The 15,094-nt window shown below is 35.8% G+C and carries 15 protein-coding genes; 9 read left to right on the top strand and 6 right to left on the bottom strand.

Going from position 1 to position 15,094, the window contains the following annotated elements; translation table 11 throughout:
- Positions 1–90 precede the first annotated feature (90 nt).
- Genes rfbB through O1450_RS12645 form a run of 6 tightly spaced genes read left to right on the top strand, consistent with a single transcriptional unit; the run spans position 91 to position 6,078 of the window.
- A complete protein-coding gene (gene rfbB / locus O1450_RS12620) occupies positions 91–1,149 on the top strand; it encodes a dTDP-glucose 4,6-dehydratase (protein WP_269228705.1) in 1,059 nt (352 codons plus the stop codon).
- Positions 1,149–2,024, top strand: a complete 876-nt coding sequence (gene rfbA, locus O1450_RS12625) for a glucose-1-phosphate thymidylyltransferase RfbA (protein ID WP_269228706.1) — start codon at positions 1,149–1,151, stop codon at positions 2,022–2,024. Before rfbB ends, rfbA begins: the two co-directional genes overlap by 1 nt.
- Entirely contained in the window at positions 2,021–2,881 is an 861-nt protein-coding gene (locus O1450_RS12630) for a WxcM-like domain-containing protein (protein ID WP_269228707.1), read from the top strand. The genes rfbA and O1450_RS12630 overlap by 4 nt, the downstream gene beginning before the upstream one ends.
- Entirely contained in the window at positions 2,878–3,996 is a 1,119-nt protein-coding gene (locus tag O1450_RS12635; RefSeq protein ID WP_269228708.1) for a DegT/DnrJ/EryC1/StrS family aminotransferase, read from the top strand. The genes O1450_RS12630 and O1450_RS12635 overlap by 4 nt, the downstream gene beginning before the upstream one ends.
- Positions 3,993–4,838: a glycosyltransferase family 2 protein gene (locus tag O1450_RS12640; protein WP_269228709.1), complete on the top strand. Its 846-nt coding sequence runs from the start codon at positions 3,993–3,995 to the stop codon at positions 4,836–4,838. Before O1450_RS12635 ends, O1450_RS12640 begins: the two co-directional genes overlap by 4 nt.
- Positions 4,839–4,857: 19 nt before the next feature.
- A complete protein-coding gene (locus O1450_RS12645; RefSeq protein WP_269228710.1) occupies positions 4,858–6,078 on the top strand; it encodes a glycosyltransferase family 61 protein in 1,221 nt (406 codons plus the stop codon).
- Between the two features lie 31 nt (positions 6,079–6,109).
- Here the strand turns inward: O1450_RS12645 and O1450_RS12650 are convergent, their stop codons facing one another.
- From O1450_RS12650 to O1450_RS12670, 5 genes are all read right to left on the bottom strand, one after another.
- Positions 6,110–6,889 carry a glycosyltransferase family 25 protein gene (locus O1450_RS12650; RefSeq protein ID WP_241340057.1) on the bottom strand — a complete coding sequence of 260 codons (780 nt, stop codon included), beginning with the start codon at positions 6,887–6,889 and terminating at the stop codon, positions 6,110–6,112.
- 81 nt (positions 6,890–6,970) lie between these two features.
- Positions 6,971–7,888, bottom strand: coding sequence for a glycosyltransferase family 32 protein (locus tag O1450_RS12655; protein ID WP_269228711.1), 918 nt, complete (start codon positions 7,886–7,888; stop codon positions 6,971–6,973).
- 6 nt (positions 7,889–7,894) lie between these two features.
- Positions 7,895–8,696, bottom strand: a protein-coding gene (locus O1450_RS12660; RefSeq protein ID WP_269228712.1) for an IS5 family transposase whose coding sequence is annotated in 2 segments (ribosomal slippage) — positions 7,895–8,431 and positions 8,433–8,696 — 801 coding nt in all. Because the reading frame shifts where the segments join, the coding sequence is not laid out codon by codon here.
- A gap of 141 nt (positions 8,697–8,837) precedes the next feature.
- On the bottom strand, positions 8,838–9,596 hold the full coding sequence (locus O1450_RS12665; RefSeq protein ID WP_269228713.1) for a glycosyltransferase family 25 protein: 759 nt from the start codon (positions 9,594–9,596) through the stop codon (positions 8,838–8,840).
- A 3-nt stretch (positions 9,597–9,599) separates the two neighbouring features.
- Positions 9,600–10,598, bottom strand: a complete 999-nt coding sequence (locus tag O1450_RS12670; RefSeq protein WP_269228714.1) for a Stealth CR1 domain-containing protein — start codon at positions 10,596–10,598, stop codon at positions 9,600–9,602.
- Positions 10,599–10,973: 375 nt separating this feature from the next.
- Between O1450_RS12670 and O1450_RS12675 the strand changes: the two genes are divergently transcribed.
- The 3 genes from O1450_RS12675 to O1450_RS12685 are packed head-to-tail and all read left to right on the top strand — an operon-like array spanning position 10,974 to position 14,082.
- Positions 10,974–11,855, top strand: a complete 882-nt coding sequence (locus tag O1450_RS12675; RefSeq protein WP_269228715.1) for an ATP-grasp fold amidoligase family protein — start codon at positions 10,974–10,976, stop codon at positions 11,853–11,855.
- Between the two features lie 35 nt (positions 11,856–11,890).
- On the top strand, positions 11,891–13,060 hold the full coding sequence (locus tag O1450_RS12680) for a nucleotide sugar dehydrogenase (RefSeq protein ID WP_269228716.1): 1,170 nt from the start codon (positions 11,891–11,893) through the stop codon (positions 13,058–13,060).
- Positions 13,057–14,082, top strand: coding sequence for an NAD-dependent epimerase (locus O1450_RS12685; protein WP_269228717.1), 1,026 nt, complete (start codon positions 13,057–13,059; stop codon positions 14,080–14,082). The genes O1450_RS12680 and O1450_RS12685 overlap by 4 nt, the downstream gene beginning before the upstream one ends.
- Positions 14,083–14,167: 85 nt before the next feature.
- Here the strand turns inward: O1450_RS12685 and O1450_RS12690 are convergent, their stop codons facing one another.
- A complete protein-coding gene (locus O1450_RS12690) occupies positions 14,168–14,923 on the bottom strand; it encodes a glycosyltransferase (protein WP_269228718.1) in 756 nt (251 codons plus the stop codon).
- Between the last annotated feature and the right edge of the window lie 171 nt (positions 14,924–15,094).

Raw genomic sequence — 15,094 nt, forward strand, 5'->3', positions numbered from 1 at the left:
TAAATAAATTCTTCTTGACGTATTTCAAAAATAATTTATTTTTCAAATGAATAATTTAATGATCCAATCATTTAAAAGGAAAATAGTTGCATGCGAATCTTGATTACAGGCGGAGCTGGATTTATTGGTTCAGCTGTAGTACGTCATATTATAAGAAATACCAATAATGAAGTTCTAAATCTGGATAAGCTTACATATGCTGGTAACTTAGAGTCGCTAAAAGAAATTGATCAGAATCCACGCTATCAATTTCAACAAGTTGATATTTGTGATGCTTCAAAACTAGAACAGATTTTTGAACAGTTTCAACCTGATGCAGTCATGCATTTAGCTGCCGAGTCACATGTTGATCGTTCAATTGATGGACCAAGTGCTTTTATTCAAACCAATATTGTGGGAACGTATATTTTATTAGAAGCAGCACGTAAATATTGGCAGGCATTAGACGATAATAAAAAAGCAAATTTTCGCTTTCACCATATTTCAACAGATGAAGTTTATGGCGATTTGGATGGGACTACGGATTTATTTACTGAAGCAACTCCATACGCACCAAGCTCACCTTATTCAGCAAGTAAAGCCAGTTCAGATCACTTAGTTCGGGCTTGGCAGCGTACTTATGGCCTACCTACCATTGTGACCAATTGCTCTAATAATTATGGTCCATATCACTTTCCTGAGAAATTAATTCCTTTAGTGATTCTGAATGCCTTAGATAGTAAAGCACTCCCTATCTATGGAACTGGTAATCAAATCCGTGATTGGTTATTCGTTGAAGATCATGCAAGAGCCTTATATCAAGTTGTCACGCAAGGTTCGGTTGGAGAAACTTACAATATCGGTGGGCATAATGAAAAACAGAATATTGAAGTGGTGAAAACAATTTGCAGAATTCTGGATCAATTAAGACCACAAAATAATGCTCAACCTTATGAAAACTTAATTACTTTTGTAAAAGACCGTCCAGGACATGATTTACGTTATGCAATTGATGCATCAAAAATAGAAAATGAACTTGGCTGGAAACCTCTAGAGACGTTTGAAACAGGTATTCGTAAAACAATTGAGTGGTATTTAAATAATTTAGAATGGTGTCGCCACGTTCAAGATGGCAGCTATCAACGTGAAAGATTAGGGGTAAATCTATAATGTCGACGAAAGGTATTATTCTTGCAGGTGGTTCAGGTACACGCCTCTACCCAATCACCAAAGGTGTTTCTAAACAATTACTCCCAATTTACGATAAACCGATGGTGTACTATCCACTTTCAGTATTAATGTTGGCAGGTATTCGTGAAGTTCTCATTATTAGTACACCTGATGATATTGACGGATTCAAACGCTTACTTGGTGACGGTTCTCAATTAGGGATTGAACTGAGTTATGCAATTCAACCTAACCCAGATGGCCTCGCCCAAGCCTTCATTATTGGTGAACAATTTATTGGTCAAAGTAATGTATGCCTTGTTCTTGGCGACAATATTTTTTATGGTCAGGGCTTTACACCGATGTTAGGTCAAGCAGTTGCTCGTCAAAAAGGTGCGACCGTCTTTGGATATCAAGTTAAAGACCCTGAACGTTTTGGTGTGGTTGAGTTTGATGAACAAAAACGTGCCGTTTCTCTGGAAGAAAAACCTAAACAGCCAAAATCACATTTTGCTGTAACTGGTCTTTATTTCTATGACAATGATGTTGTGGAAATCGCAAAACAAGTTAGACCATCAGAACGCGGTGAATTAGAAATCACGACTGTGAATCAGATGTACCTAGAACGTGGAGATTTAAATGTTGAATTGCTTGGTCGAGGCTTTGCTTGGCTCGACACAGGTACACATGAAAGCTTACTTGAAGCTGCACAATTTGTCGAAACCATTGAAAAACGTCAAGGCTATAAAGTGGCATGCCTTGAAGAGATTGCCTTTAATAATGGCTGGTTAAGCAAAGAACAAGTTCTACAAATCGGCCAAAGTATGAATAAAAATGATTATGGTCAATATTTGATTTCTTTGGTGAATGAAATATGAGCTTAAAGAAACTAATTGATTTACCAAACTTAGGTGATGAGCGTGGAGGGTTGGTTGCGATTGAAGCCAATCAGCACATCCCTTTTGATATTAAACGTATTTATTATATTTTTGCTGCATCTAAGGATAAGCCTAGAGGATTCCATGCACATAAAGATTTAAAACAGCTTGCAATTTGTCTGCATGGGCAATGCCGCTTCATTCTAGATGATGGGCACAATAAAGAAGAAGTTATACTCAACTCAGCAACGCAAGGCCTGATCATCGAAAGTATGACTTGGCGTGAAATGCATGACTTTTCAGAAGATTGTGTATTATTAGTATTAGCAAGTGAACATTATGACGAAAGCGATTATATCCGTAGTTATGATGAATTTCTCAGTGTTGTAAATCGTCCATTTATCCATCCTTTATCCGATGTACACAGCACCCACATCGGTCAGAATACACGAGTTTGGCAATATAGTGTGATTCTAAAAAATGCAGTGATTGGTGCTGGATGTAATATTTGTGCCCATACATTAATCGAGAATGATGTCCAAATCGGTGACAATGTCACCATAAAATCAGGTGTCTACATCTGGGATGGCATTACCCTAGAAGATAATGTGTTTATTGGTCCATGCGTCACTTTTACCAATGACAAAAAGCCACGATCTAAACAGTATCCTGAAAGTTTTGCCAAAACTGTTGTGGAACAAGGTGCAAGTATTGGAGCAAATGCTACGATTCTACCTGGTGTTCGTATTGGAGCAAATGCATTAATTGGCGCTGGAGCTGTAGTGACTAAGGATGTTCCAGAAAATGCAATTATGGTCGGTAATCCAGCAAAACTTAAAGGTTATATTGAGCAATGATCCCTTTTCTTGATCTAAAAAATGTTAATCAACAATATCGTGAACAATTGATTGAGGCTTGTACTCGGGTAATCGACTCAGGCTGGTATATTGGTGGCAAAGAACTCGAAAAATTTGAGCTGAATTTTGCCAAATTTTGTGGTACGAAATACGCTATTGGCGTCGCGAATGGTTTAGATGCTCTTATTTTGACATTAAGAGCTTGGAAAGAGTTAGGTAAATTAAAAGCTGGTGATGAAGTTATTGTTCCTTCAAACACTTATATTGCCAGTATTTTAGCCATTAGCGCTAATCAGCTTAAACCTGTCCTTATTGAGCCTGATCCAGATACTTTTAATCTTGATCCTACAAAAATTGAAGCAGCTATCACAAATAAGACAAAAGTTATTTTACCAGTTCATCTATATGGTCAGCTTGCAGCAATGCCTGAAATTATGCAAATTGCAGATCAATATGACTTATTAGTTTTAGAGGATTCTGCTCAAAGCCATGGTGCAGAAGTTAAAAGTAGAAAAGCTGGGAATTTGGGACATGCATCCGGATTTAGTTTTTATCCTGGTAAAAACCTTGGTGCATTAGGTGATGCTGGCGCAATAACAACGAATGATCTAGAGCTTGCCAATATGCTTAGAGCATTACGCAATTATGGTTCACATGAAAAATATAAAAATCTTGTACAAGGTGTAAATAGTCGTTTAGATGAAATTCAAGCAGCAATGCTTGACATTAAATTAAGTTATTTAGATCAAGAAATACAACATCGCCGCAAAATCGCACGCTTATACCTAGACAACATTAATAATCCATTCATTAAACTACCATTAAACAATATAAATGCAGAAGAATATCAACAGCATGTATGGCATTTATTCGTAATTCGAACTGAACATAGAGATCTTTTACAGAAATATTTATCGGATCATGGTGTTCAAACGCTTATCCACTATCCTATCCCTCCACATAAGCAACAAGCTTATCAAGAATGGAATAATCAAAGTTATCCTATTTCAGAGCAAATCCATGCCGAAGTCATGAGTCTACCAATCGGACCTACCCTTCAATTAGACGATGTTCAAAAAATTATTCATCTTTGTAATCAGTTTAATCCTTTATGAATAACTCAGTATCTAGCCCCTTAGTCACCATAGCAATTCCTAGTTATAATCATGGGCAATATATCCAAGATGCGATCAAAAGTGCTTTGAATCAAAGCCATGAAAACATTGAGCTTATTATCATTGATGATGGCTCAACAGATAACTCGATTGAAAAAATTAAAGAACTACTTTCACAATGTGAAGAGCGATTCGTACGTTTCGAATTTAGACATCGGGCAAATCGAGGGTTATGTAATACGCTTAATGAAGCAATTGAATGGGCTGAAGGACAATTTTTTTGTACTTTAGCTTCAGACGATATTATGTTTCCAGAAAAAACAAGTTTACAACTTGAAGCATTTCAATTAGATCGAGAAATTGTCTGTATTTGTGGTGGAAATCATTCTATAGATTCACATAATCAAACAATTAAAGTGAATGTCAACGATTATGGTGAATATAAATTCCATCGAATTTTCATGCACAGATTTGATCTACCAGCGTCATCTCAAATGATTAAAACAGACATACTTCGTGAAGTTGGTGGATTTAACCCAAATACCAAAGTTGAAGATTGGGATTTATGGTTAAAACTCAGTAAATTAGGTAAAAAAATCATTTATATCCCCCATGCGCTTATTGGTTATAGGTCACATGAAAATAATATTAGTAAAAATTTGGAATTAATGCATAGCGAAGTAATCAAAGTTGTTAATCAATATAAGAATGAACCCGATTATGCTAAAGCGGTGTATCGTATCCAAAAAAAATACAAAGTACGACCATACCAGAAGAAAAATCCTTTTAAAGCGCTAGTCCTTAGATTAAAGTACTATCTAATTTATTTAACGTCTAAATAATTTTCATAGAGTTTCTAGTATGCTTGGTCGCGTTCTTATAAAGTATTTAATAAAAAAGAATACTCACATTTCTCAATATTTAAAGATATTACTAAAGAGAATGAAAAGGATAGAAACAAGAAAAATTATATGGCTAGATGAGTTAAATGATGAAAAAATTCTAACATTCAAACATAGTAGAAATGACTTAAATTTTCAGCCAAAAATGCTCATGCTTAACTCTAATCAAAAAAATGATTTTATTGCTAAAATACCAGAGGTCAATTTATACAAACTCACCAATGTCATTATAAATACCAACTCGAGCAATTTCATCACCACTTCAAATGCGATTTTTGAACGAGTAAAAGGAGCCAATATTGCATATTGCAATTATTCAACCGGAATTATTAAATGGCATAATCATGAAAATATGATACTTCGGTACAATAAAAAAAAAGAAAGCATTTCAAATGCTATTTTTTTAGGTGGAAATGGCATTTTTAATTATTATCATTGGTTAATAGAAGTATCTCCAAAAATCCTTTTGTTAAATTCCGATCTACTAAAGAAATATAATATCAAACACCTTATACTTGATAAGAGAGTAAAAAAAATCTCCTCTTTTCAAAAGATTTTAGCACTTTACTTCAAAGAAAAAGATCTAAATCTAGAAATTATGTATTCAGATCATAATATTGATTTACATGTAAGTGAGTTATTTTATATCAACAATGAAAACAATATTGTTTTTAACTCTAAAGAAGTTTTATCTTCCTCTGATTTTTCTATACTATCTAAATCACTGCTTAGTGAAATACGAGAAATTATTTTAAAATCTAATACATGTCTCTCAAAAGATTTTCCAAAAAGAATTTTTCTCGCAAGGAAAGAAAATGCTGCTAGAAGCTACAACCAAAATGAAATATTAGAATATTTTATCAGTAAGGATTTCACATCTATTTATTTAGAAGATTATGATTTTTATGAGCAAGTCAGTATTTTTAATAATGCTGAGTTTATTGCAGGCCCAAGCGGTGCAGCTTGGTCTAATATTATATTTTGTAATTCACATTGCAAAGCGATAAGCTGGCTTCCAAAGCATCTCTCAGAATTTTCTATATTTTCAACATTAGCAAAGATTAATGATTGTGATATGAGATTTATCTTAACATCATCTGATAATCCAAATGATATACATAGCTCATATTATTTGGATATTGAAAATATAAAAAACCTTTATGAAAATTTTATTTCATAAAGGTTAAAATTAAGATCACTGAAAACTCAAGTTATTTAAATCCGACTGTCTTAAAAAAAATAAGGTTTCTAATCTGTAGAAAAATTCGGCTTAATTCTAAAAGAATTTTATCAACTCCACGCTTTTTATTAGATTTCATTCTAGCTTGACGTTCTTTATATAAATGACTAGCAAATCTTACACTATCTTTTGTTGAGTAAAGTATCACATCTTGAATACATAAGGCCGGTTTCATTTGACATACAGATAAAATTTTATCTTTAACCAATTTTTCAAACATTAAATGGTCTAGAGCTATTAGTTGATCCAACGACTGGATATAGTCGAGTAGTTTTTTAGCACCACTGAGAGATAAAATGTAGCCTGCTGTTCCTAAGTTCTTACTTTTTAACTCAAAAATAGCTCTATCTGGGTTACTATTGAACACCTTCAATTTGGGACCTAGTGCAACTTTTTGAGTAAATTCCTCAACTTTAATAAGATGCCAATTGGAATCTAACCACAAGGTATCTGAAAGAAACTCTTTAATGTTTTCCCCTAAGTAAATATCATCCTCAAAAATAGCCATATAAGGTATATTTTCTTGGATCATTTTATTCCATAAGTAAACATGACTCATAAAACATGCAAGTTCCCCCTTTGTCAAAATAGTATCATCAATTCGTAAGCCAAGATGATTAGCAAACTCTCCTGCAGGTTCAGGTGTTAAGGCATCAAAAAAAGTAAAATCCAAGTTTTTTTTAGCAAACTCTTGGTTTATATGCTGTCTTCTTTGACTTGCCGTGGACAAACTTATGACAAATACTTCCATATCAATCTCTAACATCAATTTTGTAGACAATTTTACACTTCATCCTTAGATTACAATAAATAAAAACTTAAGACATATAGCCTATATATCTAAAAAAGAATCTTTAAAATAAAAATTCTTTGCATAAAATTTATTTAATATATTTCTTTCTTTTGCTGCTAACTTAAGTAATTTTGGATTCTGATTTGGTGGATAGTTAATTGCAAAATCAATCAGTGTTCTTTCTTTTACCCACCTATTTTTTACTTGATAAAAGAAAGCATTTTTGTCACAGTTAATCAAAGTCATACTTGGCATATATTCTCTCATCACCTTCTGACATACGACATAAACTGCTAAATACTCTAAACGACCAATGTTTTGAAAGAGATCTTGGCTATTATCTTGAGTATCTGCAATATTTTGAATATATCCTTTAGGAGTAAGTTCAATTGCATTCCACAACTCCTCCAACCAGTATTTAAAAAACATATTGCCCTGAATACTAGCTAATAGCCAAGTTTCTATAACAGGATAACTCATATTGGTAGTGTTATTTTTTCTATAGTAAGCAAAACAGTTTGTTCTTTCTTTCCCGATCAAATCTTGAATCCAATCTAAATTTTCATAAACTATAGTACTCGCATCAAGCCATATACCACCATGTAAAAATAAAAGATTAAATCTGATTAAATCTGATCGTTGTTGTGGAGTTGCTTTTTTATAAAGAATTGATTCAAAATCAATAGTACAAAACTTAATTAAGTCTTGCGGTTTTAGAAATAATACCTCATAGCTTGGATGCAAACGTCTAAGTTGCTCTACACATTTTTCTACAATAATTGGTAAATCCCCTTCCCAATACATCCAAATTTTTTTGGGAATAACAGCATTTGAGCTTATTGGATTTAATACAATAATATCTGCATAATTATCTACTGCATCATTCACATCTCTCTTTTTATTCGAATACATCGTATAGAACTTTAAGAGATAGAATATTTTTTTAAATATCTTCATAAGAACCTATCCAGAATATTTTCTATCCACAAGTAGCCTTAAAAAGGCTAAATTAATGAACTGAAGGCTCGTATTTAGGTGCTTTTCACAGTTTTTCCAAAGCCTTCTACATTTTTCTAACCAAGCAAATGATCTTTCAACAACCCAGCGTTGTGGTATGACTGCAAATTTATGTAATTCACTTCGTTTAGCAACTTCAACTCGCGCTCTGATTAAATCATTAACAGCCAAAGAAAAGGGTTCACCTGTATAACCACCATCAACAAGTACAACCTCTACATTTTGTAAGGTATCTCTATGCAAATTTATCGCATTTAATGCACCTTGACGATCTGTTTTATCTGCTGTTGTAACAAATATTCCATGAGGCAGACCTTGAGTATCAACAATGATATGTCTTTTAATCCCTGAAACTCTTTTACCAGCGTCATAGCCTTTATTACGTGCGGTATCTGTGTTTTTTACACTTTGTGAATCAATGATGATAAAGCTCGTTTGTTCTTTCCGTCCATTGTTGATACGGGCCTCGCCAACCACATTTTTTTAAAGCCTGCTCAAGTATGCTAGGTTCAGTTTCTGATGGTTTTCTATTCCAAATCGAGAAGTAATAATGCACAGTGCTTTTAGGTGGAAAGTCTCGAGGAAGCATACTCCATTGACATCCACTTTTTAGAATATAGAGCAAGGCGCAAAACACTTCATAGACATCAACGACTCTTGGACGTGTTTGTTTTCTTCCGCTCAATAGTAACGGTTCAATTTCTTTAAAGGCTTCTCGACTAATGTCGCTGGGATATGGTTTTCTCATGGGGGAGAATTTAACAAATTATTTTTCCAATTGCCAAAAAAGAATGAAATTAATACTGGATAGGTTCTAAGGAAACTCAGCTAAAAACTAAAGCACTTTCACATTTCATTTCACGTCAGTGATTTGGATAGACCATTTACATTAAAAGAAAAGATGCTTAAAAGCATAAAAACGATCACGCCACATTCTTTTCTGTTTCTTTAACGCATGAGAAGAATCACGTTTTTCCAAATCTTTACGCTGAATCCCCTGCGTTGCAACAGTACCTAAAATATCACTGTCCAATCCCGCAGGTTTGACAAAAGGCTGCCAAACGCCTAGACCTTTACCATTCTTGCTGAGCCAACCTTGGAAAAAAATATCAACAGGTACATGAATATTTTTACCTAATTTCACAAACTCTTCAGCCCCTTTGCGAGACCAAAGCAAGCCGACCCCACGGATAGGGAAATAATAAGCATGCCAAAGGCTATAATTTTCCATCTGTACAATATCTTTAGCGAGTTTTTTCTTTTTCGCCGCCATATTCACCACATACCAATCTAGTTCTTTATGCTGATCCAAATAAGTGAGGAGTGACTTAAGATTATGTTTAAAGTTGGGTAAAACCTGAATATCATCTTCTAAAACCACTAAATAATCGGCATCAGTTTCCAGAAACTTTTCCGCACAAGCATAATGACTTAAATAGCATCCTAATTCGGAGTTGATCAAACTACGACCAAGAATTCGTTGAGCCTCAGCATCATCATATTGTTTAAACTCAGATAGGGCCTTGCCACGTCCATCATAGGCCGAAAAACGGGTAAATGGCCATTCTTGTTGCTGTAATTGTGCGGTCGCACTGGCTAGACGCTGATCACTGCCATCAAGGTTAATTAGATAAGTTTCAACTTTCATCATTTATCCTTTGGCCGTTTCAGCCAATAAAACGTTGGGTATATAGCCTGCCAATTTTTGATTTAAAGCTGCGTAAATTTCTACCGCCGCCACATCACTCAATTGATCCAGACTTTGCATACACCCATATTTAATCTGTTCATTACCCAAGTTTTGCAAGAAGCTGCTTAAACTGCTTTCATTTTTCAAGTAGGCAATCTCAAGATCAGGCTTTAGCAAAGCCTCACCCTTTTGAATCTTCAAATGATTCATCAATGAAATCGGATTGATTTGTTCGACACTACGGAACTTATGCTGAATCTGTTTTTCTAAAAACTTAGGATGAGCAAGTAAATAGTCTTGTAATATTTTACGGTCAACCACATGTGGATAATGGTGAATCTCAAAAAACTTTTTAAGCCCAAGCATATCTGCACCTAACATTTGCGCAATCATATGTTTTGGTTGTATCGGCTTATTAAAATATTGATTTAAAAGCTGACGATACCAAAGCTTGGCCTTGAGCACAAAACTGCTTTGCCAATGCCCGTAAATCACCATTTTCTGATCAATAAGAATATCTTTTAATTGCGCTGGCGCGTTAAAAAAGAAATCATCATTCAAATAGAAAAAGTAATCGGATACGCCCTGAATATTCCAGAGCATGGTTTCAATCGAACGCGTATTGAAAGTGGGTAAGTATTGCTCATAACCCGCAAAAATTTCACGGTGGTCAACAATCCGAATTTTACCCGCCTCACAAATCCCATCCTGAACAAAGTCATCAATCCATTGCGGTTGCTGGCCATCTGTCACAATATAGATATGTCGACAAAATGGCACATATTTTAAAATAGATGCAACGTTATAATAAATTTCATGGTTGCTGGCAAAACGGGTATCACTGACGGCATCAGAAGCTTGTGTTTTACCCTGATACTGCATGCGCTTCTGTTTTAACTTCGGATCATTGCCATCCACCCAAGCAATCACCACATCAACCGGTTGCATCATTTCACTCATCAATTCACTCTTAAACGATCCGAAAAGCCAAAAAAACAGCTAAACATGTGTAATCTAGGAGCATATGATAACACCACAGATCTGTTCAAAGGCAGTCTCATTTCGTAATGAAAGACATCTTGATGATGTAATCATTTTATATAAATCAATATATTGTAATTATTTAAATTTTAATACCGATGAGCTAATCAGCAGATATATAATTCCACCTTGTTTAGTGACTTGATTAACCTCAGCTTACCCCCTGACAATCCCTAACAAAATCAAACCTTTTGGAATCATTTTACACCTAAAAACGCCACATTTTTATTAGACGAATTTAGGTATTTTTATTATAATTACAGCTTACTTTGACGGGATTTAATCTTTTGACTGATGATTTATAACTACTTTGAGTATCAAGCAAAAATAATTAGAACTAAATTTGTTTCAGATAAAGCGTACCTCACTAAACGGTTTATCTGCAAATTAGGTTATACCCCTGATTTTTGCTCGCCAAAAAGCTTCAATGAAAAAGTCACTGCCCGAATGATTTTTGAGCGGAGCCCTCTGTTCACAAAATTAGCAGATAAATGTGCAGTCAGACAGCTGGTTTCGGCAAAGGTTGGTGATGCCTATTTTGTTCCATTGATTGGCATTTACAAATGCATTGATGAGATTGATTTTAACCAGTTACCCGATCAATTTGTTTTAAAATGTACACATGATAGTGGCAGTGCCATGGTTTGCCTCGACAAGAGTACGTTTAATATCGAAAAAGCTACAGCTAAAATTAAAAATCATCTTAAAATGAACATGTATTTTAGAAAGCGCGAATGGCATTACAAAGATATTTCCCCCAAAGTCTTAGTTGAACAGTATGTTGAACTCTATGTAGATCCTGCTAGTCAATTAACCATTACCACTTGTCGTGTACACTGTTTTGAAGGTCGCCCAGAATATTTGGAAATTGATGTTCAAGATGATCAGGGCAATGACTATTCCAACATATATGATACACAATGGGCATTACAACCATTTCGTGTTGATCTTAAAGATAATTCACCATCGACTCTAGCTACACCAAAACAACTAGAGGATATTATTAAACTTTCTGAAAAACTCTGTTTGGCGTATGGTTATAGCCGTGTAGACTTCTTACTTTCCCAACATCATGTGTATTTTAGTGAGATTACACTCACTCCGAACGCAGGACGAATGGTCATTACACCCGTAGAATGGGATTTTAAATTAGGTTCCCTCTGGTTATCCTATTAATCGTCCATCATGTATGTAGAATCTGTTAGGTACTTATGAAAATAGCAATTGCTGGAACAGGATATGTCGGGTTGTCAAATGCAATGCTATTTGCTCAACACCATGAAACCATTGCACTTGATATCCTACAAACTAAAGTGGATTTACTGAATAACAAAGTATCACCAATTCAAGATCATGATATTTCACTTTTTTTGAAAGAAAAAAAGTTAAATTTCACAGCGACGGTAGACAAGCAACTCGCTTTTCAAAATGCTGACTTTATTATTATTGCTACGCCAACTGACTATGATCCTCAAACGAATTATTTTAATACCCAAAGCGTAGAAAGTGTTATTCAGGATGTACTAGCAATTAACCCCAATGCGACCATGATCGTCAAATCGACGGTTCCTGTGGGTTTTACTGAGCATGTGAAAAAAAAATATCAAACGCAAAATATTATTTTCTCTCCTGAATTTCTGCGCGAAGGTAAAGCATTACACGACAATCTCTATCCTTCTCGAATAATTGTAGGGGAGCAATCTGAACGCGCACAACGGTTTGCTAATTTATTAGTAGGGGGTGCAGTAAAGCAAGGTATTCCTGTACTTTTGACTCATTCAACTGAAGCCGAAGCAATTAAACTGTTCGCCAATACCTATTTGGCAATGCGTGTGGCATTTTTTAATGAGCTGGATACTTATGCACAAAGCTTTGGCCTAGACACCAAACAAGTGATTGACGGGGTCTGTCTTGACCCACGTATCGGTAGTCATTATAACAATCCATCTTTTGGTTACGGCGGCTATTGCCTGCCCAAAGACACCAAACAATTACTAGCAAACTACAACAATGTGCCCAGCAATCTGATTAAAGCGATTGTCGATGCCAACAGAACCCGCAAAGATTTTATTGCCGATTCTGTGCTTGCACGAAATCCAAGCACAGTGGGTATTTATCGTCTGGTGATGAAGAGTGGCTCAGACAATTACCGTGCCTCTGCGATTCAAGGTGTGATGAAACGTCTCAAAGCCAAAGGCATCGAGATCATTATTTATGAACCCACCTTCCATGAAGACAGTTTCTTTAAGTCCAAAGTGACCCAAGATCTGAATGAATTTAAGCAATCGTGTGATGTGATTATTGCCAATCGCCTCTCCAGTGATTTGCTCGATGTACAAGATAAAGTTTATACCCGAGATATTTTTGGAGGCGATGAATGAAAGTTCTAGTCACAGGTGCTGCTGGATTCATCGGCTTTAGTGTTGCAAAAAAACTGCTGGAACGTGGTGATGATGTAGTCGGTTTTGATAATTTTAACGATTATTATGATCCATCCCTAAAAGAGGCGCGTGCTCAGCAATTACAGTTGCTGGCTGAACGCAACGATACTGGAAGCTTCACACTGATTCGTGACAATCTCGCCAATAAAGCAGTGGTGGATCAATGTTTCCAAGCGCATCACTTTGATCGCGTGATTCATTTGGCAGCACAGGCAGGTGTACGTTATTCGCTTGAGAATCCACATAGTTATGTGGAGAGCAACCTGATTGCATTTACCAATATTCTCGAAGCCTGCCGTTACGCAGCAACACCGCACTTGACCTATGCCAGTACCAGCAGTGTCTATGGCGCCAACACCACCATGCCTTTTAGTGAACAGCATGGCGTTGATCATCCACTGCAATTCTATGCCGCAACCAAACGCGCCAATGAGTTAATGGCACATAGCTACAGTCATTTATTTAAATTACCTACCACAGGGCTGCGTTTCTTTACCGTCTATGGACCGTGGACACGTCCAGATATGGCACTGTTCAAATTCACCAAGAACATTTTTGAAGGCAAACCGATTCCTGTGTTTAATCATGGCAATCACACCCGAGACTTCACTTATATAGACGATATTGTTGAAGGGATTATCAGAACCAGCGATAAGATTGCCATGCCTGATGCCACGTGGGACAGCAACCACCCAAACCCTGCAACCAGCAATGCCCCATTTAGGATTTTCAATATTGGTAACAACCGTACGGTGAAACTGATTGAATATATTCAGGCCATTGAAAAAGCAGCGGGTAAAGAAGCGATTTTAGATCTGCTTCCTCTCCAACCAGGCGATGTACCAGACACCTTTGCCGATAGCACTGCGCTAGAAAACTATGTGGACTATAAACCAGCCACTTCGGTGGTCGATGGCGTGAAAAACTTTGTCGATTGGTATCGCCAATACCACAATATTTAACAACCCTTAAAGCAAAAAAATCAGGCATTCCACCTGATTTTTTTATTGATTCATCTCTTCATGTTCAGGATGAATAACACTTGGATTACTGCCAAGCATCTTTAATCCAGTCAGAGGGCAATACATAACGATACCATTTACCACCACCACCATTTACGGCATCGGGCGGATTAATTTCGCCATGGAAAATAATAATTTTTGCACCTTTCGGTTTTACAGGCGGCTTCACATATGCTAATGGAATCTTTTGTAAACAGTGATATTTATAACTTTTACACCAATCTTCATTCCAATAACTCAATGTTCCATGTGCATCAACGAACCATGATAAATAAGCTTGCTCATTACGAAACTTTTGACGAATCTCATCAAAATGCTCACGGAAATACGGTAAAATTTCAGGAAAACTACCTAATTTAAACCGATAAACAGAACTATTGCCCGTGATACGCCAAGGTCGCTTCCAATCATGAATAATTAAAAACTCGCCTTTCTCTTGAAAAAAGCAGTCAATATTATCCACAATCACAACATCAAGGTCTAAGAATAAAGCATTACCTTTTAAACCATATAAATCTGGTTCAAAAGTGGAAAGTTTGTTCCAACCACGTTCTGGGCTACCCGCAGGCAAATCCAAAGGCGGTATCGGAAAGCACTGCACATTTGGATCAATACCCTCGCTACGATCTGTCAAACAAACCATTTTAAAGGGTAAAGTCAGATGACGTTTGACCATGTTATAGAGACGATTAACATATTCTGGACCGTACTTCGTTCCCCATTTCATGCACAAAATAATATTGTCTTCATGAGTTGCTGAATCTTGTTGAATGTCTGCCATCTGATAACCTTAATGCCTTAGATATTATTTTCGCGTTGCGATTTTCGTACCAAGCGTTTTAAAACAATATGCACTGAATATTGGGCTATCTTAGCATAGGCATTATCAAAAAAATTATTATTAATTCACCAAACTAGGAGGATTGTTTATAGTTTTGTTTAACAATTACAG

It is taken from the genome of Acinetobacter sp. TR11, assembly GCF_027105035.1.
GTDB lineage: Bacteria > Pseudomonadota > Gammaproteobacteria > Pseudomonadales > Moraxellaceae > Acinetobacter.